Source organism: Wolbachia endosymbiont of Trichogramma kaykai, assembly GCF_045765165.1.
Taxonomy (GTDB): domain Bacteria; phylum Pseudomonadota; class Alphaproteobacteria; order Rickettsiales; family Anaplasmataceae; genus Wolbachia.
The window spans coordinates 1-23,407 of record NZ_JBJJXK010000002.1 but is presented as its reverse complement, the minus strand read 5'-3'; the positions used below and the strand labels follow the sequence as shown (position 1 = coordinate 23,407).

General features: G+C 34.2%; 15 protein-coding genes and 8 pseudogenes. 9 read left to right on the top strand and 14 right to left on the bottom strand.

Going from position 1 to position 23,407, the window contains the following annotated elements; all coding sequences use genetic code 11:
- Positions 1 to 46 precede the first annotated feature (46 nt).
- Positions 47 to 1,318 (bottom strand): MFS transporter, encoded by a 1,272-nt coding sequence (locus wTKK_RS00930; RefSeq protein WP_407511584.1) that lies wholly within the window; start codon positions 1,316 to 1,318, stop codon positions 47 to 49.
- Positions 1,319 to 1,771: 453 nt separating this feature from the next.
- Here wTKK_RS00930 and wTKK_RS00925 point away from each other — a divergent pair.
- A pseudogene (locus wTKK_RS00925) lies at positions 1,772 to 2,076 on the top strand (recombinase family protein); the annotation flags it as partial.
- 95 nt (positions 2,077 to 2,171) lie between these two features.
- Here wTKK_RS00925 and wTKK_RS00920 read toward each other — a convergent pair.
- Positions 2,172 to 4,118, bottom strand: coding sequence for an ankyrin repeat domain-containing protein (locus tag wTKK_RS00920; RefSeq protein ID WP_407511583.1), 1,947 nt, complete (start codon positions 4,116 to 4,118; stop codon positions 2,172 to 2,174).
- Positions 4,119 to 4,263: 145 nt separating this feature from the next.
- Complete coding sequence (locus wTKK_RS00915) at positions 4,264 to 5,004, bottom strand: hypothetical protein (RefSeq protein WP_407511582.1); 741 nt, start codon at positions 5,002 to 5,004, stop codon at positions 4,264 to 4,266.
- Between the two features lie 138 nt (positions 5,005 to 5,142).
- Between wTKK_RS00915 and wTKK_RS00910 the strand changes: the two genes are divergently transcribed.
- Positions 5,143 to 5,526, top strand: coding sequence for an ankyrin repeat domain-containing protein (locus wTKK_RS00910; protein WP_407511581.1), 384 nt, complete (start codon positions 5,143 to 5,145; stop codon positions 5,524 to 5,526).
- A 48-nt stretch (positions 5,527 to 5,574) separates the two neighbouring features.
- Entirely contained in the window at positions 5,575 to 5,904 is a 330-nt protein-coding gene (locus wTKK_RS00905; RefSeq protein WP_407511580.1) for a hypothetical protein, read from the top strand.
- 297 nt (positions 5,905 to 6,201) lie between these two features.
- Here the strand turns inward: wTKK_RS00905 and wTKK_RS00900 are convergent.
- The 8 genes and pseudogenes from wTKK_RS00900 to mutL all read right to left on the bottom strand — a co-directional run.
- Positions 6,202 to 6,417, bottom strand: a pseudogene (locus wTKK_RS00900) (baseplate assembly protein); the annotation flags it as partial.
- A 2-nt stretch (positions 6,418 to 6,419) separates the two neighbouring features.
- Positions 6,420 to 6,755 carry a GPW/gp25 family protein gene (locus tag wTKK_RS00895; protein WP_407511729.1) on the bottom strand — a complete coding sequence of 112 codons (336 nt, stop codon included), beginning with the start codon at positions 6,753 to 6,755 and terminating at the stop codon, positions 6,420 to 6,422.
- Between the two features lie 2 nt (positions 6,756 to 6,757).
- The gene (locus wTKK_RS00890) at positions 6,758 to 7,012 is read right to left on the bottom strand and encodes a PAAR domain-containing protein (RefSeq protein WP_407511579.1); all 255 of its coding nucleotides are present in this window, start codon (positions 7,010 to 7,012) and stop codon (positions 6,758 to 6,760) included.
- The gene (locus tag wTKK_RS00885) at positions 7,013 to 7,477 is read right to left on the bottom strand and encodes a phage baseplate assembly protein V (RefSeq protein WP_407511578.1); all 465 of its coding nucleotides are present in this window, start codon (positions 7,475 to 7,477) and stop codon (positions 7,013 to 7,015) included.
- The gene (locus wTKK_RS00880) at positions 7,464 to 7,940 is read right to left on the bottom strand and encodes a hypothetical protein (protein WP_407511577.1); all 477 of its coding nucleotides are present in this window, start codon (positions 7,938 to 7,940) and stop codon (positions 7,464 to 7,466) included. The genes wTKK_RS00885 and wTKK_RS00880 overlap by 14 nt, the downstream gene beginning before the upstream one ends.
- Complete coding sequence (locus wTKK_RS00875) at positions 7,937 to 8,374, bottom strand: phage tail protein (protein WP_407511728.1); 438 nt, start codon at positions 8,372 to 8,374, stop codon at positions 7,937 to 7,939. Before wTKK_RS00875 ends, wTKK_RS00880 begins: the two co-directional genes overlap by 4 nt.
- A pseudogene (locus wTKK_RS00870) lies at positions 8,375 to 8,620 on the bottom strand (helix-turn-helix domain-containing protein); the annotation flags it as partial.
- A gap of 68 nt (positions 8,621 to 8,688) precedes the next feature.
- Positions 8,689 to 10,478 (bottom strand): annotated as a pseudogene (gene mutL, locus wTKK_RS00865) (DNA mismatch repair endonuclease MutL).
- Positions 10,479 to 10,742: 264 nt separating this feature from the next.
- Between mutL and wTKK_RS00860 the strand changes: the two are divergent.
- Together wTKK_RS00860 and wTKK_RS00855 are read left to right on the top strand one after the other, a co-directional pair.
- Positions 10,743 to 12,455 carry a hypothetical protein gene (locus tag wTKK_RS00860; RefSeq protein WP_407511576.1) on the top strand — a complete coding sequence of 571 codons (1,713 nt, stop codon included), beginning with the start codon at positions 10,743 to 10,745 and terminating at the stop codon, positions 12,453 to 12,455.
- A gap of 471 nt (positions 12,456 to 12,926) precedes the next feature.
- Complete coding sequence (locus wTKK_RS00855; RefSeq protein ID WP_407511575.1) at positions 12,927 to 17,297, top strand: leucine-rich repeat domain-containing protein; 4,371 nt, start codon at positions 12,927 to 12,929, stop codon at positions 17,295 to 17,297.
- A gap of 518 nt (positions 17,298 to 17,815) precedes the next feature.
- Here the strand turns inward: wTKK_RS00855 and wTKK_RS00850 are convergent.
- The 3 genes and pseudogenes from wTKK_RS00850 to wTKK_RS00840 form a co-directional block, all read right to left on the bottom strand.
- Positions 17,816 to 17,950, bottom strand: a complete 135-nt coding sequence (locus wTKK_RS00850) for a hypothetical protein (protein WP_407511574.1) — start codon at positions 17,948 to 17,950, stop codon at positions 17,816 to 17,818.
- Between the two features lie 808 nt (positions 17,951 to 18,758).
- A pseudogene (locus wTKK_RS00845) lies at positions 18,759 to 19,098 on the bottom strand (transposase).
- Positions 19,099 to 20,035: 937 nt separating this feature from the next.
- Positions 20,036 to 20,200: a hypothetical protein gene (locus wTKK_RS00840; protein WP_407511573.1), complete on the bottom strand. Its 165-nt coding sequence runs from the start codon at positions 20,198 to 20,200 to the stop codon at positions 20,036 to 20,038.
- Between the two features lie 38 nt (positions 20,201 to 20,238).
- Between wTKK_RS00840 and wTKK_RS00835 the strand changes: the two are divergent.
- The 4 genes and pseudogenes from wTKK_RS00835 to wTKK_RS00820 all read left to right on the top strand — a co-directional run.
- Positions 20,239 to 20,817, top strand: a pseudogene (locus wTKK_RS00835) (baseplate J/gp47 family protein); the annotation flags it as partial.
- Positions 20,817 to 21,977: pseudogene (locus wTKK_RS00830) on the top strand (phage tail protein). The pseudogenes wTKK_RS00835 and wTKK_RS00830, both read left to right, overlap by 1 nt.
- A gap of 167 nt (positions 21,978 to 22,144) precedes the next feature.
- The gene (locus wTKK_RS00825) at positions 22,145 to 22,864 is read left to right on the top strand and encodes an ankyrin repeat domain-containing protein (RefSeq protein ID WP_407511572.1); all 720 of its coding nucleotides are present in this window, start codon (positions 22,145 to 22,147) and stop codon (positions 22,862 to 22,864) included.
- Between the two features lie 25 nt (positions 22,865 to 22,889).
- Positions 22,890 to 23,359 (top strand): annotated as a pseudogene (locus wTKK_RS00820) (ankyrin repeat domain-containing protein).
- The last annotated feature ends 48 nt before the right edge of the window (positions 23,360 to 23,407 follow it).

Below are 23,407 nucleotides of genomic sequence, written 5' to 3'. Positions count from 1 at the left end.
TAATAAAAATTAGCTAAATAAGTGAAATAAATTTAAATAGAGAAAATTACCAATCACACTTTTTATCTTGTGGTTTTATTTGCAATATTGCTACTAAGCTGACTAATAAGCAAAAAATTACATAAAGCCCAGCAGCAAAGTCTATTTTAGGAAACATTATAGTAAACCAAGTGCATATCATAGGAGTAAATCCTCCATGCAAGGCAAAAGAGATGTTACGTGATAAGCTAACACCACTAAATCTAACATTAGTAGGAAAAAGCTCAGCAGTAACTATCCCTATAGGATTAATACCCCTCTCGATTATAGAAAGAGCCATCACACTCAACATGACTATAAGATAGCTTTTATAGTAATATGCAATAGATAACATAGGACAACATAATACTATTGTTATCACTATAAATAAGATTGCAGTGCGTTCTCTTCCTGTTTTATCAGCTAAAATTCCAAGCACTATTGAAGATATCGGCATTAATATACTGGTTATAATGAGTACAACTTCGTTGACATACGTTGTTACATAAGTTTCAACAGACACTATTTCTTTTGCAATTGTTCTAAGAAATATGGTAAATCCAACAGCAACATTAACAGGTACAGATATTAAAATGGCAAGTATCAGAGCTCTCTTATAGCGTTTTGTAAGCTCTATTATTGGTAAATTAGGTAAATTTCTTTGTTCTCGATTTTTTTCATACGCTGGAGTTTCTCCTAGTGTATATATACTATATGCACTTATTAATCCTAAAATGGCTGAAAAAATAAACGGCAGCCTCCAACCCCAAGCGTTAAAATCAGTGTTTTTTTTACAGATGATCACTGCAACCACAGAGAGCAATATGCCAATGGAGCGACCAAAACTTATTATTCCAAAAAACATTCCTAGTTTTTTCTTATTAGGTAAATGCTCTATGAGATAAACAGAGCTACCTCCTTGCTCAGCGCCAAGTGCAACCCCTTGTATCAGATGGATTGTAAGAAGCAACATAGTAGAGGTTATTCCTATTTTACTATAACTTGGAATAAACGCAACGAGACTAGAAGGAATCGATATTAGCAAAATAGCAATCGTTAACGCCATTCTCCTTCCATACCTATCACCAATGTGACCAAATACAGATGCACCAAGTGGTCTTACCATTGCACCCATTCCTGCAATTCCAAACAATTGCAATATGCTGTAGTAGATATCTTTTGCATAACAAAATTCTCTACTAATTATATTAACCAGATCAATAAAGAGCATATGGTCATACCATACTGCGATTCTACAGAGTATTGTTGCAATCAATACTCTTGTCTGCTGATTGTACACTTAGTTTAATTTGTAAATGTCTACTTGTTTTTATTTTGGCTTCTTTTTAGAACTTTGCAACTCAAGCGTATGGCTTATGTGTAAATATTATTAAAATTGGAACTTGCATAACCATCCAGTCTGGGATCAAATAAAAAAATCTGGTCACCCGCTGGAATGAAATGGTGGAATGACACCTCTCTTAAATTACTTTAGTTACAAATATCAAGAAATTTACCAAGTAGAAAAAAGACAAAAGACCCCCCCCTATTAGCTATCTCTAATCCTGAAAGTTGGCCTGTCTTAAACAGCCCCTTTCAGCTTATATGGTTAAAAAACTGGAAGTTTTGTAAAGAAATAAGATACACATAGTACAAAAAATTAAAAATAAGACGACAACTGCGTTATGCTTTTGTCGTTTAATCTGCACAGACGAAGATAAATAGTATAGCGTTATCCTTATGATATGTATAACGAAGAATAATAACAAATCCAATATATGTGGGAAAAATCAGACATTATGAGAAAGAGTATGAGGGAAAGCATGAAGCAATAATAAAAGAGGAAAAATGGCAAAAAGCGCAGGAATTGATAAAGAATCAACCTATATAGAGAAAAGCAAAATATGATGAAGCGCCACTTAGGGGAATAATTAAGTGCAGGAGCTATGATGTAAACATGACTCTGACATACTCAAAAAAAAGAGATAAAAGGTATCGATTATTTAATTAACTTATTACGTGTGCAACAATCATTTAGGGGGAAAGGGTTATAAATCATGCTGGATACAACAGTAGTAGAAAATGATCCAAAATCTATAAATTATAGTAGTTTATATTTAAATAATAATCTTTAACCTTTATGGCAAATTAATCTACCTAGAAACTTCTCTCCTAGGATCAGAAGTCCTTCTTAATTCTTCACGTTCTGTCCATTTGTTGTTAGACTCCTCTATTACTTCAGGATGCATCAATCCACTAGATCTTTCAAAATATCCCTGTTCAATAGCATCGTAGACCCAGTAGCCACCAAGCTCGCAATCATTGCCTAACTCTCCTTCGCGACCTTTGAATTTTTCTAATATTTCTTCTCTATTACTCACTTCTACTATAATTTTGCTTTTATCCTGTACGTCAGGATATAGCCTAACGTCTACATTTCCCAAACTAGTATAGAAAGTTAATGCTATACTGCTGCCTTCTGTAAGATCTGTGTAATTCCTTATGCCATCTTCAGTTCTAATTTCTACTTCACTTTTACCGATCTTTACTATATTTCTTCCACATTTTACATCTCCATCGGTTATACCTAAATCCCTTACCCCATCTGTTATCTTTATAATGTCTATTTTACTATCTTGAGAATATTCTAAGTAAAAAACGGAGTTGTCTATTCTTACATCTTTTAGCTCGCTATTGGTTGCACTTTTTGCGATTTCAATAAACTTACGAGAATTGCTAACATAATCTATATAAGCTTTTTTTAGATTAGTTTTATGCTCTTTAAATTCTGATATCAGTGTGTTAGCATCAACTGTATTACCAAACACTGCCCCTTTTGATACTAATTGACATATTATACTACTAGAAACTTTAGGATTTTTTTCCAACTCACTGATTTTTTTCATCACATAATCAGTAAAAGTGTACTCATTACCTAAAAAGAAATCTTGTGGAAGAGAATAGTTTAATCGTACACCAGACTTTATAGCATCGTTTACAATCCTTTCAAGTTCAGCCATGTTTTGAGCTCGAAATACCTTATCAGAAAACTTATTTAACTTCTCCTTTTGATTTGAAGTTAAATTAACGAGTAATTTACTGGCCTGTCCTTCCTTTTTCTGACGATAAATATTCATAGCATAATCTAATGCTCCTGCTTCTAAAAATATCTTTCTTAACTCTTGAATAAGGCCTTCATTGTCCCAAGAAAAACGATCAACATAAGAAAATACTTTTGATTCACCCATTCCTCGCCGAATATTTAGCACCACTTTTAGGTCTGAATCTCCTTTATGCTTACTTAAAAACTCCTTTAAATTTTTAGTGCAGTCCGAATCGAGTACAAGTAAGTCATATAATTCCTTATTCATCTTTTTCTGTTTATCAGTTAAAAATAATTCTTCAATATCATAGCGGAGTTTATTAGTTGCTATTTGTTGTGGAGTTCTTCCCTTTCTACTTGTTATATTAGGGTTAGCTCCTTTCAAGAGAAGAGACTTTGCATTATCGTAATGACCTTTAGCAGAAGCAAGGTATAGTGGTGTTTTTCCTTTATTATCTTGTATGTTAGGATCTGCACCTGCTTCTAGGAGAAAATCTATAGCCTGATTTCCTGTGCGACGAAATCCACCAATATTTTCTCCTGCAATCGCATGCAATACTGTTGATTGAGATTCTCCTCTTCTTAGGTTAAGAATTACTTTTAAATCTTTATTGTTTTTATTATCATGTAAAAATCCTTCAAGGGGCTCAGTATTATCAAATGAACCACAGTTAGAAGATAAACATCTTAGAGCACTAAGTAACTTTTTGTTTAAAATTTTTTGACTTGGTGTAAGATCGTGATCTAGAGCAAGCCAAACACAAATCTGTTCACTTAATCCAAGTTTGCTATCTATCAAAGATAGTGGTTCATTATAGTTTCTAACTGATGGTAAAGCTCCTAAGTACCACATATCATTCATCAGTTCATTTAACAAATGCTCTTTAGATAATAAATGTTCTATAATGGATTCATATTCAAAATCATACGGTTCTGGTTTGGATTTTAGTTTTAGTAGATTGATGATAGATTTTGCTATCCCAGTAGACTCACCCATACTTACCCCCCTTAAGCTAAGATACATAACATAATGTATAAGGTATGTAACATTAAGTCAATAACCATAATCTTTTTACTACTCACTTCGTTAAGTTTTTATGGTGAGTAATATAAGATCTTTAGACAATCAAGCAGTGTAGCATTTACCCTACAGTACGGCTTGTTGTCTGTTTTGAAGCAGATAAATATAGCTTTTGAAATATGTCAGCTATACGATCTATCAAGGACATACCAGATTTATATGGAAAAGTGAACATTATTCCTTGTTCCAGTGCTGCGCTTATAACTTTATCAAGTTCTTTTTCGCACTCCTCATAATCTTCTTTGCTACCAGAGTAACCTAAAATGTCTAGATAATCATGAATCTTATTTATTTTTTGCCAAATACTTTCATACTTTTCTTCTTCTCTTGTATTCAGCTTTACCTTTGTTAGAGAAAAAGAGTCTTTTTGACGGATTAAAAGAAAAGTATCTTTTCCTTTTTCTTTATGGGTTATCTCGTCAGTATAGAATAGCTGACTGTAACGCTTACCAAAACTTTCATCATAATCAGGGCTAGGGCTAACATTGTCTTCATTTTCACTTTCACTATCCGTTCCATTCCATACTTCAATCGGGAAATCAGTATTTTCAAGGTTTTTATCTTCGCTTGTGAAACAATTTTCTGTTTTTCCATATAGCCGAGTTGATTTATGATCATCGCTACTTTCATTATCAGCTTCATTCCATACTCCAATCTCGCAGTCAGTATCTTCAGAGTCTTTATCTTCACTTGTTTTATCATATTGATTATTTTCTCCTTCTCTACATAGCCAGGTTAGTTCTTGATCATCATTATCTTTAATACACCTGGTTTCTACTTCAGGTGAAGCAATGTGTCCCAAATCTCCACTATTTTAGGATTAGCTAGGGCACGTGGCTTGAATAAATTAGCCTGCAGTTCTTTATTTATTGCTATTAAATTTTGCAATATAGTAGCAGTGTCTTACATAATAAAAACTTTGTTGTTCCAAACATAATAGATGAAAAACATGAATACTCCTCTGCATATGGCATCTGCTTGTGGCAACACTAGGATAGTAGAAGTTTTAATAGAAAATGATGCTTATGTGAATGCAGGAGATGGAATTGGAAATGCTTCACTACATGTTGCAATTGAAAATAACAATGTAGAGATAGTAGATGCTTTATTAAATATAGGTACGGATGTAAATGTAGAAAATTATCATGGATATACTCCTTTACATATTGCTGTTGCAAAAAACAATATAGTGGTGGTAGATGCTCTATTAAATAGAGGTGCTGATACAAATACAAGAAATGATAAAGGGTATACTCCTTTACAACTTTCTATTCTAAAGGGCTGTAAAGGAATATTATCATGTCTATTAGAGAGGATAGAATAAGATATTAATAAAAGGTTACAAATTGGTTCTCATTCTGATACTACTCTTTTGTTATTTGCTGCTCAAAGTTGCGATGCAGGAGTAGTAGAACTTTTAGTAGAAGAAGGTGCTGATACAGATGTAAGTTTCTACTCTGAGGTTACTTTCTTAGAATATTGTGTTTCCGAAAGAGTGGAAATGGTAAAAACCTTAATAGCACTTGAAACTAAATTAGATTACTTTGAGAACAGAGAAGAGTTGTATAATCTCATACAAAGTAGGTTATCTAACGATCTTGCGCAACAAATGTTAGAATATCGTAGTAGGTGTATAGATGAACTAGAAATAATGAAAGAAAAAAAAAGATTAATAAAAGTTGTACATTGTATGATATTCTGAAAAGTAAGGAAGCTAATAAATTAGCATCTTACGTACGATACATAAGTATTAGAGAAAAGTTAGAAAAAGCTAAAAGTGAATTTCCCATCTTTGCTGAACGAATAGAAAGTCAATATCAAAAAGGGAAAGGAAGACTTGATTTACTAGAACAAGGTTCGAGTAATTTACACAAGGTATTTCCACTAAAAGCTTTTCTTTATAATATTCTGAATAACGTTCTGACAAGTAAGGAGTCCAATAAATTAGCATCTTCTCTACGAGAGAAAGATATGGAAAACAAGTTAGAAAAAGCTAAAAGTCAAGATCTTCTCCCGTTGCAAATTTTAGTAAATTGCTCTTTACTGATTCATTTATTCTTTGTCTTAGTAACAATTCCCTCCATGCTGCTACTTCTAATACCTTTATCGCTGGGTCACTTTCTACTAATGCTGTAAAATTTTTCACTAACTCTTCCTTCATCCGAGAAAAAATCTCTTCAAAGTTCAGTGGTTCGATAATATTTGGCTGCTGCATTTTTAAACAACTACTCCATTAATATTTATGAACTTGCCTTCTGGAAGATAGACACCTTCTAAATTTAATGTTACTCTCCCTTCTTTTACTCCTTCAACTTTTACTTTTTCTAACTTAAATCTCTTCTCAAATTTCCCCAGTGCTTCTGCTGTTGCTGCATATATCTCAAGTGTTAAATCTCTATTTATTGGCTTATCCACTAACTCAAATAACCTCGACCCATAATCCCTTCTCATGATCCTACTGTTAATAGGAGTGGTTAATATATCAATTATCGATTGCTTTAAGTGCTCTATTCCTTCTAACGCTTTTCCTGTTTTAGCATCCATTCCTTTGATTTTTAGCCTGCAAACACGTTTTCACTGCCTTTTATTAATTTAAACCCACATGAAACTATATCTCCTACTTTTCCTACACTAAGACCATTTGCAAACACTGTTTTTGATCCTTGAATCATTACTTTTCCTTCACTAAAACTGTCTCCTTGTCTACATGTTGACTTACCGTTTACAAAAACATTATTACTGCCGCTAATGCAAAAATGCGATGTTACTTCTCCACAATAATCTCCTACTCGTACAACCGATTTATTCATTTAATTAAGGTTTATTCTATCTGCTTTCAGTTTTATTTCACTTTTCGTCATTTCTATACTCGATCCTCCAGCCTTAAGTGTTATTTTATCCACTACTTCAATCCCTAAATGATGTTTTTCCTTATCATATGTAAACTTTGTCCCATCTTGAAACTTTATACTATTTATTTCTTTTTTATTCTCTGATGTAGGGTATTTTTCCTGATATATCCCTCCTAATACCACTCCTAATGATAGTTCACCAAGAGGAGAAAATACCACAACTTGTTCATCTATATCTGGCGGAGACCAATCTCTATCTTTTCCTGCTTTGCTCGTTACCCATGGCAGATAATCTGTTAAAAACTCTCCTATTTTCACTCTTACTTTTGCTTTTTCATAATATATTTCTTTTACAACTCCTATACGGACAATGTTCGCCATTTTCCTCTGTAATTCTGAAATTGCAAAATTATTTTCTAACATTTATTTCACCGATTTCTATTTTGTGTGGCCTAAATTTTCCTTCTTCCCAAATAGATCGACCTACGTGTATTGTATGCACCCACTCAATCAACCACACTAAATACGCATCTAACTCTGGCCTAAAATCATCTCCTCCTCCTGATATAAATTCTCCCGGTGAAACATTTTTCATATTCCAAGTATTTTTATTTACTACTCTCGCAACCTCAGCAGCTAATGTTCTGACAAGAATAGGTGCATTTTCTACCGTGCTATCAATTACTATTCGTGCTTCAAATCTTGCTTTCAGCGCTAATTCTTCTGTTCCAGGATCATCTCCTTTTTCAAGACTGCTAAGTTCTACAAACACCGCTGGCGCTAATAATTCTTTTCTTATTGATGGATAAATTTCGCACGTCTGTATTGCTGATATTTCTTCTTTTAACTTAGTGCAAATTGCTTGATGTAAATCTTTAAAATTCATACATTTTCTGTAATATCACGCTCAAAGAACTTTTCAAACACTTTCTCAACCTCATAATTAACAAGATCTCTTATTACTTTTGATGCTTCTGGTTCCAATGGCAATTTAACTTCCTTTATTGGCAATGCTGCTCCTCCTTCACGTTTAAACATACCGCTATTTCCTTTTGGCATAACTGCTGCAAATCCTCCTATAAACTCATGCTTTCCTACTTTCGATCCTCTTCTTGTTTTTTGTATTTTACCAATTGTCGATGCTTTAATAGCATAGAGATTTGCTCTAATTAACACTTCTAGTCTGCTAGCTTTTACCTTAAAAATTCTTAATCTCTTTCTTATTAAACTTAATTTTATCTTCTTTTCCTCACTGATTTCCTTAGCTGCTTGTGATTTTAGCCATAGTGCCGTTTTGTTTAGTGCTCTTACCGCTGCCAAATTTGATACTTCTTGTCCGCAAGCTAGATCTCTAGCAGTTGTTGATAATGCTTCTGCTAATTCATATAACTTCTTAATTGAAATTCTGCGTGTTCCTTTTTCATATTGCAGTATTACCTGATATGTTGTATCGATTTTTTTTGCTAAATCTTTTTGAGTATATCCCTTTGCTAACCTACGATTTCTTACTTCCTGTCCTATTACTTTGTAATCTAAAAAATTAGAGCATTTATTCTCTTTTTTCACATTTTATACTCCATAACCAGAAGAGCTGTTACGTATACTTAATTGGCAACCTTTTTGACAAACTGAACTCATCTCCTTTCAAACAATTTTTCTATATCACTTAGTTTCATTTCTATATAAGTTGGTCTTTCATGACCAGAATATGGAGTTTTCTCAATTTGTCTTAGTATCTCATTCATCTCTTCCAATTTCATTTTTCTTCCTTCTCCATGGCAAGCGATTGTGGCTGATATTTTATTCACCTTATCCTCTATTGGCAACGTATCTTCCATTTCCATTAACTTATCTACTATATCAACTAGCATCTCTTTTATATCTATTGTTCCCAAGATTGCAGGTATTTCTTTTATCGTTACTTTATCTTCTGATTGTATTTCAATATCAAAACCCATTTCAAAAAGCTCATCTTTATAAGTTTTAACCATCCCCATTCCAGCTTGGTTTTTAATTTCAACTGTTTCAGGAAGAAGTTTTTGTCTTTTTAGCTTGATTTTTGCTTTAAGCACTCGTATATCAACCTCTCATAGGCTGCATGTTGATCTACTATAATCAGCCTATCTCCAGCCTCAGCAATAATGTAAGTATTGTGGACCTGACAACGTGCATATCCTAGGGGATGATCCTCTACCAAATCAATTTGCTTCCTTTCTAAAACCATCGTTCCCTTTTGGGGTGGGGATTCTCCATACTTAAAAGTTTCTGGTAAGCTTTGCCTTCTTTCATCTGGTGCATTGAATTCTTTCATTAGACGATTTTCTAAAAGACTTGGTCTCTTTTCATAAAACTCTTTTTGATCTTTTTTCTCTTGACTATCAACCTGCTCTTGGCTTTTACTATCATTAAAAATTAGCTCCTCTTCAATACCTTGATCACCCGCTGCAAATCTCGTTGATAGTGTTTTTATTATCCCTCTTCTCACTATTTCATATATTAGCCTTTTATTCTGAAATCTTACTTCCGATTTATTTGGATGCACATTTACATCTACTTGGTCATATGGTACTTCTAAATGCAACACTGCAAAAGGATACCTATTGTTTGGAATAAAATCGTGATACGCATATCTAATTGCACCAACAAGTAGATTGTCTTTTATTGGCCTTCCATTAACAAACTTATAAATCTGAGTTGAGTTGCCACGATTGACATTAGGTTTACAGATGTGTCCCTTAAGTTTGATGCCTTCTTCTTCCTCTTTAACTTCCAGTGAATTGCTTTGAAATTCTTCTTCTATTTCACATAATCTGTTGAACAGCGAAGTTTGCTTAACATATTTTAAGAGCTTTTTATTACCAGAAGTGAGAGTAAACCCAATACTATAATTAATCATCGCTAAGTTATTCACAATATCAATAATACTTTGTGTTTCTGACCTTTAGGTTTTTAGAAACTTTAGTCTATTTGGTGTAGGAAAAAATAAGTCACGAACTTCAATATATGTACCTTGCACCAAAGAACAAGGGGTAATCTCTCTTATTTTTTCTCCTCCCTCATACCTTATAGACCATGCTTCCTTTGCTCCACTTGCCTTAGATGATAATTTCATTCTGCTTACTGCTGCAATTGAAGGCAGAGCCTCTCCTCTAAACCCAAGGTGCTTGATTTCTATTAACTCACTATCGCTTAATTTTGAAGTAGCGTGGCGCATAAACGCAAGTTCCAAATCTTCCTTTTCTATTCCATTTCCATTATCTGTCACAGTTATAAGATTGCGCCCACCACTTTCTATTTTGATCTCTATTTCTGAACTTCCAGCATCTATTGCATTTTCTACTAATTCCTTTACTACACTTGCTGGCCTCTCTATTACCTCTCCTACTGCTATATGATTTATAGTTTTTGTGTCTAAAAGAATTATGCCATATGAGTTTCTCTTTCACTGTTTCAGTCTGCTTCTTTCTCCATTTTTTAATCTACTCTCTCCTTGTGTAACATTTGGCTCCAAAGTTCCTAACTCTTTGTCACTTATATAACCTGGATATAATCTAACCTCCTATTTTTACTTACATCATCTTGTGATTTTCCTCATGCTTTTTCAAGATACGATCTAATAAAGATTAATTATTGCAAAACTTTCAGCATTATTGTAGAAATAAGCGTTAAGTTATTGTTTTGTTATTATATGAAAAAAAACACCTCTTCATCAGTCAATAGTGTAGGCTCTATGATGTCTGTGCTCCTTCCAGTTTTAGATCATTCTAGGTCCTTGTATAATCTTTTAAAGGTTTCGCGCGATAGGGAAAAACATTCTAAATTGATGAAATACTTGAGTTTGGATCATGGATATGATTCAATTTGTTTATGGAGAGAGTTGGAAAGTATCTCGAGTAAAACAAGATCTTTATCTATAAAAGCTGCAGATTTTCACTATCTTCTCTCTCCTAGTGAGAAGTTGAAGGATGTTGTTGAAATCACCATAAAGGATTTTCTTGGTTCTCTATCCTCATTTTCAGCAGAGGCCAAGGCTCTTTCTAAAATAATCTGTCAATCAACTCCGACAGCACGGTTATCTTCTTGCCAAAAGGATCTGTCTTTACTTCTTAATGAAGCCGTTGAACTTATCGATTCCTTCCTAAGTAAGAAAAAAGGCATTAGAAACCCAGTGGCTGATGTTCTACCCTCTTCTACAGAAGATTCCTTGGAAGTAAACTTCACTGTGAAAATAAGGGATACTGAGGGGTTGAAGACTGGGTTGAATTCCTTAGGAACGCAAGGACTTGATAAGATTGTAGTAGCGTTTTCTACACAGTCCAAACTCCCAGATAGGAAGGTAGTAAATTTGTCTGATGCTGTTAGCTGCGCACTTCACGATCGTAGCTATGGAAGGAGCGCTAGTGAGGGAGAGTCGCTACCTGTGCCGCTTTCTTCCAGGACTCAGTTTGCGGTTAGCATTGCTCAAGCAGCTGATGAGAATCTTAGAAGCGAGGCACAGTCTTCAAGTGATATTCAATTAAGCTCTCAGAAAAGTAGGAAAAAATTTAGAAGTACAGACCATTCTCGGAGGGATGGTGAATTTAGTTCTCGCGATAGTGTGAGAAGCCCGGTGCGTTCTCGGAGAGATGATAGAGATAGCTCTAAGGAGAGTTTTGGAAGTAGGGGCTATTCTCGGAGGGATGGTGAATTTAGTTCTCGCGATAGTGTGAGAAGCCCGGTGCGTTCTCGGAGAGATGATAGAGATAGCTCTAAGGAGAGTTTTGGAAGTAGGGGCTATTCTCGGAGGGATGGTGAATTTAGTTCTCGCGATAGTGTGAGAAGCCCGGTGCGTTCTCGGAGAGATGATAGAGATAGCTCTAAGGAGAGTTTTGGAAGTAGGGGCTATTCTCGGAGGGATGGTGAATTTAGTTCTCGGGAAAGTTTGAGGGATAAGAGGGGCCATTACAATTATGATCAAGGTGGTTTCGTATCCCAAAGTTTAGGATTTTATAATCAGTCTACCTCCTGCGGCTCTCTCCCTTTAAATTTAGATTATGTGTCTTCTTTCCCTCACGCTGCCATGAGCCATGGACCTGTTTTCCCATGTCCTCCTTCTTTCCCGCACGCTGCCATGAGGTATCGACATGTTTTCCCACGTCCTCCTTTTGCCTTTGGTGCTCCTCCTATCCCTAGCTACCATAGCCTCCCTAATATTAATCGGTTTTCCGGTTCTAGAGCTGTTTCTCCTGCTGGTTTTCAGCTCCCTTCTCCACGCCCAATGAATAGGGGTTCCTTTTCCAGTAGTGCAAGTAGTTTACGGTCTACTAGTGATATAGTTTCTTCTAATGTTGAAACACTATCTAGTAGACTAGAAAGTGTTCAAGTTTCTCAGCCTCAGGAAATAAGAGAAGTTCCACGTTGAATGTGACTATGCTAATTTATTTGACTTCCGCTTACAATTCTTTCTGGCTGATTTGATTAGTCCGGTTCCTGCTGAGGTAAACTGTGGTTATAAACGTAAAATTTGATCATCTAGATTAAGTATGATCCATGTACCGTTTGTGTTTTTAGGGGGAAAGAAGTTTTTCAGAACCAGAGGTCAGGGTACTTGTTAGCAATAAAGAAAGTTCGTAAAGCCATTAATAAAGATCCTTGATAAATAGAAGGAGGAACTGTAAATCAGTCAAGAGGATAAGTAAGGCGATAAGAAAATTAATGGTAAAATAAAAAAAAACTGTTGTGAAGTCTAATGACAGGATGATTAAAGTGGCGGAATCTTTAGCTTTTTCTCTACCTTTTCTGGGTGAGATCAGCCTTGTTGATTGTGGATTTAGTTTGACTTTCTTTATCTTTCTCTGAATATTTTATACTGTGTCATTTTTACTCTATTTTTATGCAATTTTATCTCTATCTAACAGGTGATCATCTTGATTTGAGGGGAGTAAGTCGGATCTCCCACGAAGAATTACGGGACTTCTTAGAAAGTGAAGAAGCAAGTAAGACGGTACGTGTTATCTCTTTAAGTCCAGAACTAATCAGTTACGATGATGATCTTGGTGCTGTTTTCTCTTCCCTTGATGTAGATTATCTTGAATCGATTAACTTAGTAGCAAGAGAAGGTAGCGAGGGAGGTGTATCTAATCCGGATTTTGGTGAACTTCGTTCCTCTCTTAGAAAATGGAAGAATATTTATTCCATAAATATAAGGGGTAACCGAAGTATTACTGTAGATGCGCTAGTAAAATTGTTTTTGTTTAAAGGTGCTAAGGGATTGTCTTCTCTTGATATGAGCAGTATCGATATACTAGATAATATTTACCCACCTCTCTGCTCTCTTAAAAATCTTTCTCATCTTTATTTGAGAGGAAGTCTAACTGAGCAAGGGAGCTTGAAAGCTTTGATCGAGAGCGGTTGTATAATAACACTTACCTGTCTTGATTTAAGTAACAATGCTATGAGTAATCAAGATCTAGTTGCTCTAGTTAATAGCAATCATATCCAAAACCTTACTCATCTTTACCTCAATGATAACAATATTGATGATCAAGGTCTTAAACTTTTAGTGCAGAGCAAAAACCTGTCAAAGCTTAGTAGTCTCGATTTGAGCAATAATGCCATTGAATTTTCGGATGTAAATTCTTTATATAAAATTAATCTTAGGTCTCTTATCTCTATTGATCTAAGCCGTAACTCTAAGGGTAGAAGGGTTTCATTTGTCTCTACTCCACTCAATATTGATTACAGAAATATTACCTCTCTTAATTTAGCTTTTTCATTTTTGATTACTGTTGATATTATAGAAGGCTTATTTCATCAAGGTAATTTAGAAAACCTTGATTTTCTTGATCTCAGTGGCAACAGCATTAAATGTGAGGTTATGAAAGCTTTAGCTAATTCTATGATTAAGCAACTTACACAACTTCATTTAAATAAATGTTCAATTGATAATGAAGATTTAACTTTATTAGGTAATAGTAGCTGGATTAAGCATGTGCGCCACCTTTCATTAAGTGATAATAAACTTAATCTCTTAGCTTTCAATATACTTAGTAGATGCCAAGGTTTTGACGGTCTTAAATTGATTGATTTAAGTGGTATTAGATCTGAGAAGGTGAAAAATGGTCTAACTCAAGGTAATATTAGAAACATTACCTCGCTTGTTTTAGCAAATTCGAACATTGATAATAATATTTTGAAAACTTTAGTTGATGTTTTTGATCTTAAAAAGCTTATTTGTATTGACTTAACAAATACTCGCGTTTCTTTTCCATGCATAAAAGATTTAATCAAATCCCATCTTACAAGTCTTCTTTCACTAGGCTTATCTTTTGAGAATTGCACAATTGAAGAAATGTATAGTAACGTTAATTCTTTAAGTAAAGTCGTTGCTGAAAGATTGGAAGTAACTTTTTTTAATTATCCTCTAGGAAAAGATATCACGAAATTTAGGACTATAGTCTCTGGATCTGGAGATAGATTGCACAATCATGATTCTATAGCGCAACAAGTCGACGATCGCTCCCTTAATACAGACAACCTTTCAAATATGATAAACAGTGATAAATCATCCTTAAACGACCTTATTCATCATTCAAAAAATGCTATTGATTTACCTAGTATTGTTATTAGTCAAGACAAAGATATATATCTTGATGGTGATTTGAGAGAGTATTCTCAAGTCCAGCGAGAAGAGACGTGTACTCGTTTTCAAGAAGGAAATACAATCCAACTGATGAATTCTTCATCGTTTTTAACCCTATCAGAAACTTGTGTTAATAAAAAAAACATCGTAAAACATCGGTTTATTGGTGATAATATCAATGATAGTTTCAGGTTATCAGAGTGGATCAAATCATCTTGTAAATCTTTTTCCGATAATATTCCACTTGGACAAAATCACACAGCATTTGAATTGTCGTTTTCTGTTCTTCATTTAGATTGTTTAAAATTTTTTATTAATAAAAACCTTGGTTCTCTTGTGGAGATTGTTTTTTCTCACTGTAAAATCGGCGATGAGGGTGCAAAGTTTTTGGCTGAAAATCTTCCACGCACATTTAACACAATCACTATACAATCCTGCGACATAACTTATATTGGTATATCGTATTTATTTAAGAGAGGTCTCTTATATATTAAGGCTTCGGACTATATTCCAGAAGCTTATAATGTTGATACCTCCACTCAGCATAATCCCTTACCTCCATCATCTAAAAGTGTAACTTTTCCTAATGGTTCTAGGTTGATTTTTAAGAATATGGGCATCTCTGGGGGGCAGTTTAAGAAGTATTTCTTGTCAGGTGAGGTGAATTTCTCTGGAGTTATTCAGCTTGATTTAGAAAAAAATTCCATTAACAAAGATGATCTTCTTGCTCTATCTAAAAAAGTTGTTGGCAATCTTTCAAAATTAAATTTAGCTGATAACGGGCTTGATGATGAGTGTGCAATAGTTTTAAAAAGTTGTTACTTTCCAGAGTGTATGGAACTTAATTTAGGAGATAATAATATTGGTAATAGAGGTTTACAATCTTTGCTTGAAGCTGGTTTTTTTGAAAAGCTTTCTGTGCTTCGTATGCACAATAACAGATTTAATTATGAAGGTTGGAGAATTTCAAAAATTCTTACTTTTGAAGCCCTTCAATACCTAAATTTATCTGACAATTCTATTGGTTCTCAGGGTGCAGAACTTATAGCTTCTCATAAATATCCAAGGCTTGAAAAGCTTTATATTAGTAATGCTGCTCTTGGTGACGAAGGTGTGAAATTTTTAACAGGAAATAGTTTTCCGTTACTTGCCTACGCTGCTTTAAGTTCTAATAATGTTGGCAATATAGGCGCAATAAGTTTGGTCAATAAGATGTGGCCAAAGCTTATTAATTTGACTTTAACAGGTAATCCCATTGGGTCTCCAGGTGTATTAGCTTTTGCCCGTAGAAATTCGCAAGAGCTAAAAACGCTTTATCTAGATGTCTTTCCTCATATCCCTCCCGAATGTATAGCGAGTTTATTCAGGTCTAACCTTGATGTTCTGAGTATTCGAGTTCCTACTAAATGTACAGTTAATGTGGAAACATATGAGAATATTAGACCTATAGATAACAATGAGGAAATAACTTTTTCTGCAAATTCTAAGTTTATCTGTGTAGATACACGTATGCCTGGTGGAAGTTTTGCAAAATATTTCTTGCGTGGTAGAGTTAATTGTGGAGGGATTTCTAAACTTGACTTATCAGGTAATACTCTCTCCATAGATGATATTTGCGCCTTGGATACTGCTAATATGAAACAACTTGATGTTCTCAAATTAAAAGATACTAATATTAATGACGAAAGTTTACAAAGGTTAAGCAGTATTGGTTTTATGAGAATTCGGGAGATTGATTTATCTGATAATTCCATTAGCAGTGAGGGTGCTTTGAACTCTCTTTCTAACTGTACTTGGAAAAGCACTGCAAAAGTTTTCCTTCATAATAACATAAATATTGATGAAAACCGCAAAATTGAGATAAAGAATTCTTGCGTAGTTAATGTCTATTTTGATCTGGAATATAGTGGATACCGTAATTCATCTCGCAATTCATCTCGCAATTCATCTCGCAATTCATCTCGCAATTCATCTCGCAATTCATCTCGCAATTCATCTCGCGATTCATCTCGCAATTCATCTCGCAATTCATCTCGCAATTCGTCTTGTAGTTCATCACATAGTTTACTAGATGACTGGTCAAGTGATTCAATTTTTAACGCAAAGTTGAATAATTTACGTACAAGTTCACCTAATCTAAATCCCTTGTCAGATGGGTTAATTGAGAAGCCTGTGTCTTTCACTTATAACGATGATGACAACTATCCTTTTCTTTCTGGAGCTATTGCTGAAGAGGTTCTAGAAAATGCTGATGGCTATAATAAAGAAATTATACGTGTTGATGATATAAAAATGAATGGCGATAATGCATTAAATGCACCTCTTCATTCCTCAGCTGAATATATTTGTACTGCTAATGAAAATTTATCTTCCAGTACTATTGATGTTGATGAAAATATGGTTTGCGGTAGTGCTTCTTTGTTAAAGAGAAGATCTGAGGTTCAATCTATATCGCCATTTAAGCAGGAAATAAAACGTCCCAGAGTTGAATATGATTTTATTCCAGATGATAGAGACAAAGCAAGGTTAGGATCTGATAATCTTAGCATGCCACGATCCATCTTGACAGATTCTCAGGCTGGTAGTCTTTCTGGCTTTGGTAGATGTAATGACGGACTCTAGCAGAATATATTGATGAAGGGAGTACTAAAAACTTTGTGTGCCACATTATGAGATTGTGAGTAAATTAAGCAAATCTCAAGTGAATACCAAGGCTTTTTCTATCCTAATGTTAATACTTAAAAGGGTATACAAATGGTTTGAATAAATTAGCAGTATGATCATGGATGAACAACTGTTGATTTCTTAATATATAATACCAATAAATTTAAATAATATAGCTACTTTCAGCACCCAAAAACAGCATACACGAGAAGAGTGCGTTTTATGGTCTCCTTGGTCTAGCCTAAATGTGATGCACGATTTCTAGCGCTGTATATTAATCCCTTGAGCACTACTACTCTCAAGCGTACTTGAAGGTCTATCATAGTGGTATATTCCTGCAAAAGCACAACCAAACAACATAAACTACAAACGCTAACTTCTATTCTCACTACTACTATTTCCAAACAAACCGGAATAACCATTCCTAAGACGTAACAAGAACAGCCAAAATGAGACACTTATTTTTTGTGCATTCTCTACAGTAATATCTTTTGATAACGTTTTATACTCATCTTTTTCTTTGATTGTTTGTAACCTATTTTTACCTTTTTATTATTTTTGACAACATCTTCTTCTAGATTTTTAATTATAACACTGTCATCTGAATACATTAGTGCACAATTTCGTAATAATGTACTATTCAAGTCTTCAGCAGTGAGCTTACCAAATATTGCTTCTATAAAATTAGACAGATCTTTTTCATCAAAATTTTAAGCAATTCAGAAAAAAACATAAAAATTACTTATCCCAAGATTGTATCAATATTAGCAACTTTTGCTTGATAGAAGCTTTCTGTTATACTTCTTTTGAACAAATTCCTATGGGATAAACTACTGTATGAATTAAGTAGTATAAATTGGTAAATTATTTATAGTAAAACTACCTACATTAGCAACAGATTTCTCTTGCGGAGCTCTTCCTTGAGAGTCTATAGCTTGCCTAAGTTTGCCTACCTTTTCTTCTTTAGAAACATACCTTTAATCTATAACTTTTCTAATGGGCATGTCAAGTAACATCATCGTGCCATTTATATCCATTTTTGCATTTACTTGTGAGATTGGAATTGGAGTGCTCTCAGGTTTAGAACTTAACAATCCACTTACAGAGCTTTTTACCTAGCCAAATAAATCATTTATAGCTCTTTTTACAATAATCCGAACAGATCGTAATATGCTACTTGCCTGCTATAGCCATCAACAGATATCTTATCGTATTCAGACTGTTATAAGAAAGCTATATCTGTATAGATAGCCATATTTTCACCACTTATAACCTATTGAAACCCCAGTTATGGATTATCTGAGTCAATAAAGCTTAGAAATAGAGGGCTTTTTCGACTGCATGGAATACGGAACTAATGTTGAAAAATATGTACCAAAAAACTTATGGGGGATCTGTGCCGAAGCTCAAATTTATTTTTCAAACAACCAAAACTGTCTCAATAATCAACCCTTTTCTTAATAGAATCTTCTCTTTTAAAGAAATTAGTGCGTTTTTCATATCTTTTTTCACTTTAGTGAGGAGTTTTAGACCTCTATCGAAGAGTTTCTCAAAGAGGTCCTTCTTCTTTATCTCCGAACAAAAGTCCTGTCAATTTTTAGTCAAATTTGGTGCAGGTTTTCTGTTGTCAACGCTGCCTTTAGTTAGCGTAATAATTTGAACTTCGCCTATTTCATTGATTGCCAGATGCAATTTAAAACCGAACATAGGTAGTCTTTCCTATATTTGCCAACTCTTTGAAAACTTTATTTTTTGCGATCCTTTTTGCGTGGCAAACAGCGATTGCAGTTGTATCAATATAGAGTGTTTGCTTGCTCGCAGAACCACTGCAAAAGCATTGCCAAATACCATAAACCCTGGGTTTAGAGCAATAAATCTATGATACGAAGGGAGTTTTGAAAACTCAGAACTGTACAATAGTTTAAGATAACTCAAGTAAAAAAAACTTGAAATTTTTGCGCGGCGATTGGTGGTAAAGTAAGATTATAGTAAGTATTTCTGGCACGGTAATTTCAGGTATTCTTGTTTTTTTGCCACTTGATAGAAGCTTTTCTGAAAGTTTTTCATCAGCAATGTGACAAAAATCTTCTATGAAACAGTAAAATATCTTTCTTTATGGGTAACCTCTTAATTTTTGCTAAAATACCTGAATTTACCCTATTCCTCTCTTTATTAATTCTACTTTCTAATCTATAACTGGGATTATTAAGTTAATATCTCAAGATAGTTTCTAAAAAATTTACTACTATACTTATGGTTTTGAAGTATGATGAATTTTTCTTCTTCAGTATTACTTGGCTTTATTTTAGCTCAAAAGAACTCATTTGAATCATTTGGTGTTTTTATTGGAGCATTTTGGGTTTCCTGCTAGTTTCCTACACGTAGATTAAGTATATTAGGATTATTATTATCTTCTTTGTCTAAAATTGTAATAAATATACGTGTGATTAATAGAGGTTCTTATAACTTACTTGTTAGATTAAGTTGTGTCTATTACACATTCTTAGATTGAAAGATAAATCCTCAAGAAACGATGTTAATTTTCTGTTATTTCTCATCAATATTAGTTTGTATCTCAAGTTTGTTCACCTATTACTGTCTTGTTTTTACTTTCAATATTTACCTCTCTCACCTCGGTATTAGGTTCTTCAATATTGGAGGAGAAAAATACTCACTACTTTGCTTACCTCTATGCATCAAAATGATGTCTCTATCCACTTTTGAGTACTATTAACTGCTTCATTAAACCCTTTTATATCTACGTTGTCTAGAAGTTCAAAGATTTGTAGAGAAACTTCCTCTGGAACTAACACTGGTAAATTACCAGAAACTTGTTCCAACAAATCCAATATTTCTATCACTGATTTATTTTTACTCTCTATTAGGTAAGCAAGGATAGGAAATTGATAATTTAGCTGAGTTTTATGGAGTAGAGAGGCAGAAAGAAGAAGAGGATGAACGATTTAGAAGAAGAATTAAAGCAAAGATAGTAGGCTCAAGCAAGGGAGGAAGCAAAGAGTATTATCATTATCATGCACTTTCGGCAGATAGAAGAGTAAAAGATGCATTAGTAGAATCACCTATACCAGGGAAAGTACAGATCTCGATTTTATCAACACAATTATCCACAACTGACATAGCTTCAGAAGAGCTACTTGAAATTGTAAAAAAGCAGGTTACTAGAGATGATATAAGGGTTTTAACCGATACAGTAACAGTAATTGGTTGCAATATTACGGAAATAGATATTCACAGCAGAATGAGCATAAGTCCTGTAATATCAGAGGAAGAAATCAAGAAGCAGTTTATTAAGAAGTTTGAACTAGCAAAAAGATTAGGGTGGAGTGTGACAAGATCGTGGATAATAGCAAACCTATTTGTAGATAGTGTAGAAAATGTGGAATTAATCGAGCCAAAAGAGGATGTTGTGGTGCTAGGTAACGAGTGTGCAAATTTGCGAAATTTAAAGATTGAGTAATGCTGTTACCCCCAAACGCAACAAAGCAAGAGCAAGCATTAGTAGGGGCTATTGATTATAAAGTTGATCCAAACTGTATCAGAGGGTTTAAATTTAGTCCAGGGGAAAAAGTATTACCATGGACAATAGAAGAATATGGTTTAGAAGAGATACTGCGTTGGGCAAAAGAGAAAAGAAGAGCGATAAAAGAAGGGGTAGAATTTCAGCGTTTAAGAGGAACACCTGCATCACTAAAAATATCACTAAAATGGGCAAATATAGAAGATATTACAATTATCGAAGAACCACCTGGTAAGCACTTTTTGAATTGCAGATAGGGATAAGGGATGTTCCAAATGACTTTTTTGTAGATGCAGTAGTAGAGCTAGCAAAGCTATCATTGCCCGTAAGATCGCGACTAATGAGGATTTTCAATGATCACTATAATATTAGCAGATTTATTTTAGATGAAAGTTTATTTGGAACTTTGTTATCGGATTACTCAGGGATAAAAATTGAAAAAGACGGACCAGTATTATCGTTTGAAAGAGTAAATTTTTTCAGGTTTAGTGGTACATCAATTAAGGTTATAGAGAGTTATCTGCGTAACCATTATGAACAAGCATTTAGTAATGATATATATCGGTTAGATGTAGCAGTACTTGGGGAAACAGAGCCTCACACGAAGGATTACAAAGGCATCTATGAAAGGAAATCATCAGTGGTATAACTCAAAAGCACTACATCCACTACCACAGAGCTTATTGCCAGAAATAAAGTTTGCAAAAGCACAGATAGTATTATCGGATAGTTGGAGATTAGGAGAAATAAATGCGTGCTTTCCAGTTGGTAGTGTAGAGGAAAGAGGGAATAAATTTGTATTGGGAAACGATAAACTTTCAGGGCAACGTTGGAATTTAAAACACAAACCAATTTTAGAAAGATTTGGCGTTACTCATTTTTATCAAACAAAGAACTTCATTGACCAAAAAATAGTAGGATACGTTATAGCAGAACACAATATTAGGTATGAGAACGATTTAGATTCAGAGGAGAAAGACTCAATACACGAATTAGAAAATTACATTTTAGTGTTTTACCCAGGAGTACTGAAATGGCACGAACATCGACATTTGCACAGAAGTTGGAAAAATAGTCAAGTAATATGTGTAATAAGTTAAGTACTTATACTTAGATCCTCATATATTATATTAATATAAGGTTAAAGTATATGAAATAAAAAGAAAAGTACTTGCTTTTTTATGCTAAAACAGACATGACTTGAATAGCAGCAGGTAAATATAAGAAATTTATCTAAAGCTAGAAAAGCTAGTTTTGTGAGGTAAGTATGAAGTTTAGCAAAGAAAAGAGAGAATCTTTTAGTAAGTTTTTTAAAGAAGTATCAAGTAAAAACATTAATAAAAGAAATGAAGAAGGAGAGACGATCTTGCACCAAGCAGTAGAAATCTCCGATTACAAAACAGTGAGGTTATTAATAAAAAGAGGATCAGAGGTTAATGCAAGAGATAAAAATGGTTATACACCTCTGCACTGTGCAGTATCCGCAAAAAGCTTAGAAAATGTAAAAGTGCTGCTAAGGGAAGGAGCAGAAGTAAATGCCACTCAATACATCACCGGATGTACGCCATTGCACTCTGCGTGTAAAATGGGAGAAGCAGGAGTTGAAATAATAAAAGAGCTGGTAAAGGCAGGGGCTGAGGTTAATCAACTGAATAAATATGGCGCAACACCAATGTATTACATCTGGGAAAGTGAAAAGTATTGTTCATGGAATAGCGAAGAGAATGAAAAGGCGAGTAAGTTTCTGAGAGAACAAGGAGGAATAACAAAAAGTAGAGAACTGACGTGTTATGGAATAGAGGGGCTAGTGGGAGAAATAGCAGACATGTTGAATGGAAGCTACATGCCGGAGCTAAAAATAATAGAGATAGGAGAAATAAGGAAGAGAGACAAATCGCTAACAAAGAAAGAATGTCAAAATTTAGCAAGCAAAATAATGAACCAAGTGAACGAAATGATAGATGAGGTAGCGAAAAGAGGGATTTAAATTTAAAGAAAAGGTGAGGTGGATTATGTTAAAGCTTGGCAAATTTAATAAATCAGCAAAAGAATTATTAGAGAACTCATATAAAAATATTTATGCAAGAGACGAGAATGGAAGAACAGCTCTGCATTATGCAATAAACGCAAAACAGTGAGGTTATTAGTTGAAAAAGGAGTGAATGTAAATGCAGCAGATGTATGAGGATATACAGCACTGCACCTAGCGGTAACGGAGAAACGTCTCGAAATCGTGAGAGAATTGATAAAATCAGGAGCAGAAGTAAATGCTGAGGAATATGGAAATAAATGCATACCTCTACACCTTGCGTGTATGGTAGGTGAAAAAGAAATAGTCGAGGAGCTAGTGAAAGCTGGAGGAGAAATAGAGCAAGAGGATGAATGTGGGATGACAGCAATATATTATGCGAAAAATAGTAAAGAAGTAACTGAAGTATTGAAGAAAGAAACAGAGAAAATGGCAAGTTTGTTAAAAAAATAAGAGTCGTATCAGAAAGCGCAACAGCAGTTGGCAAAGGAAGGGCTAGAC

Bases quoted from the DNA above. Each gene is read 5' to 3' on its own strand.
- wTKK_RS00920 (WP_407511583.1), bottom strand. From the start codon at position 4,118: ATGGGTGAGTCTACTGGGATAGCAAAATCTATCATCAATCTACTAAAA.
- wTKK_RS00910 (WP_407511581.1), top strand. From the start codon at position 5,143: ATGAAAAACATGAATACTCCTCTGCATATGGCATCTGCTTGTGGCAAC.
- wTKK_RS00890 (WP_407511579.1), bottom strand. From the start codon at position 7,012: ATGAATAAATCGGTTGTACGAGTAGGAGATTATTGTGGAGAAGTAACA.
- wTKK_RS00885 (WP_407511578.1), bottom strand. From the start codon at position 7,477: ATGTTAGAAAATAATTTTGCAATTTCAGAATTACAGAGGAAAATGGCG.
- wTKK_RS00880 (WP_407511577.1), bottom strand. From the start codon at position 7,940: ATGAATTTTAAAGATTTACATCAAGCAATTTGCACTAAGTTAAAAGAA.
- wTKK_RS00860 (WP_407511576.1), top strand. From the start codon at position 10,743: ATGAAAAAAAACACCTCTTCATCAGTCAATAGTGTAGGCTCTATGATG.
- wTKK_RS00855 (WP_407511575.1), top strand. From the start codon at position 12,927: ATGCAATTTTATCTCTATCTAACAGGTGATCATCTTGATTTGAGGGGA.
- wTKK_RS00850 (WP_407511574.1), bottom strand. From the start codon at position 17,950: ATGTATTCAGATGACAGTGTTATAATTAAAAATCTAGAAGAAGATGTT.
- wTKK_RS00825 (WP_407511572.1), top strand. From the start codon at position 22,145: ATGAAGTTTAGCAAAGAAAAGAGAGAATCTTTTAGTAAGTTTTTTAAA.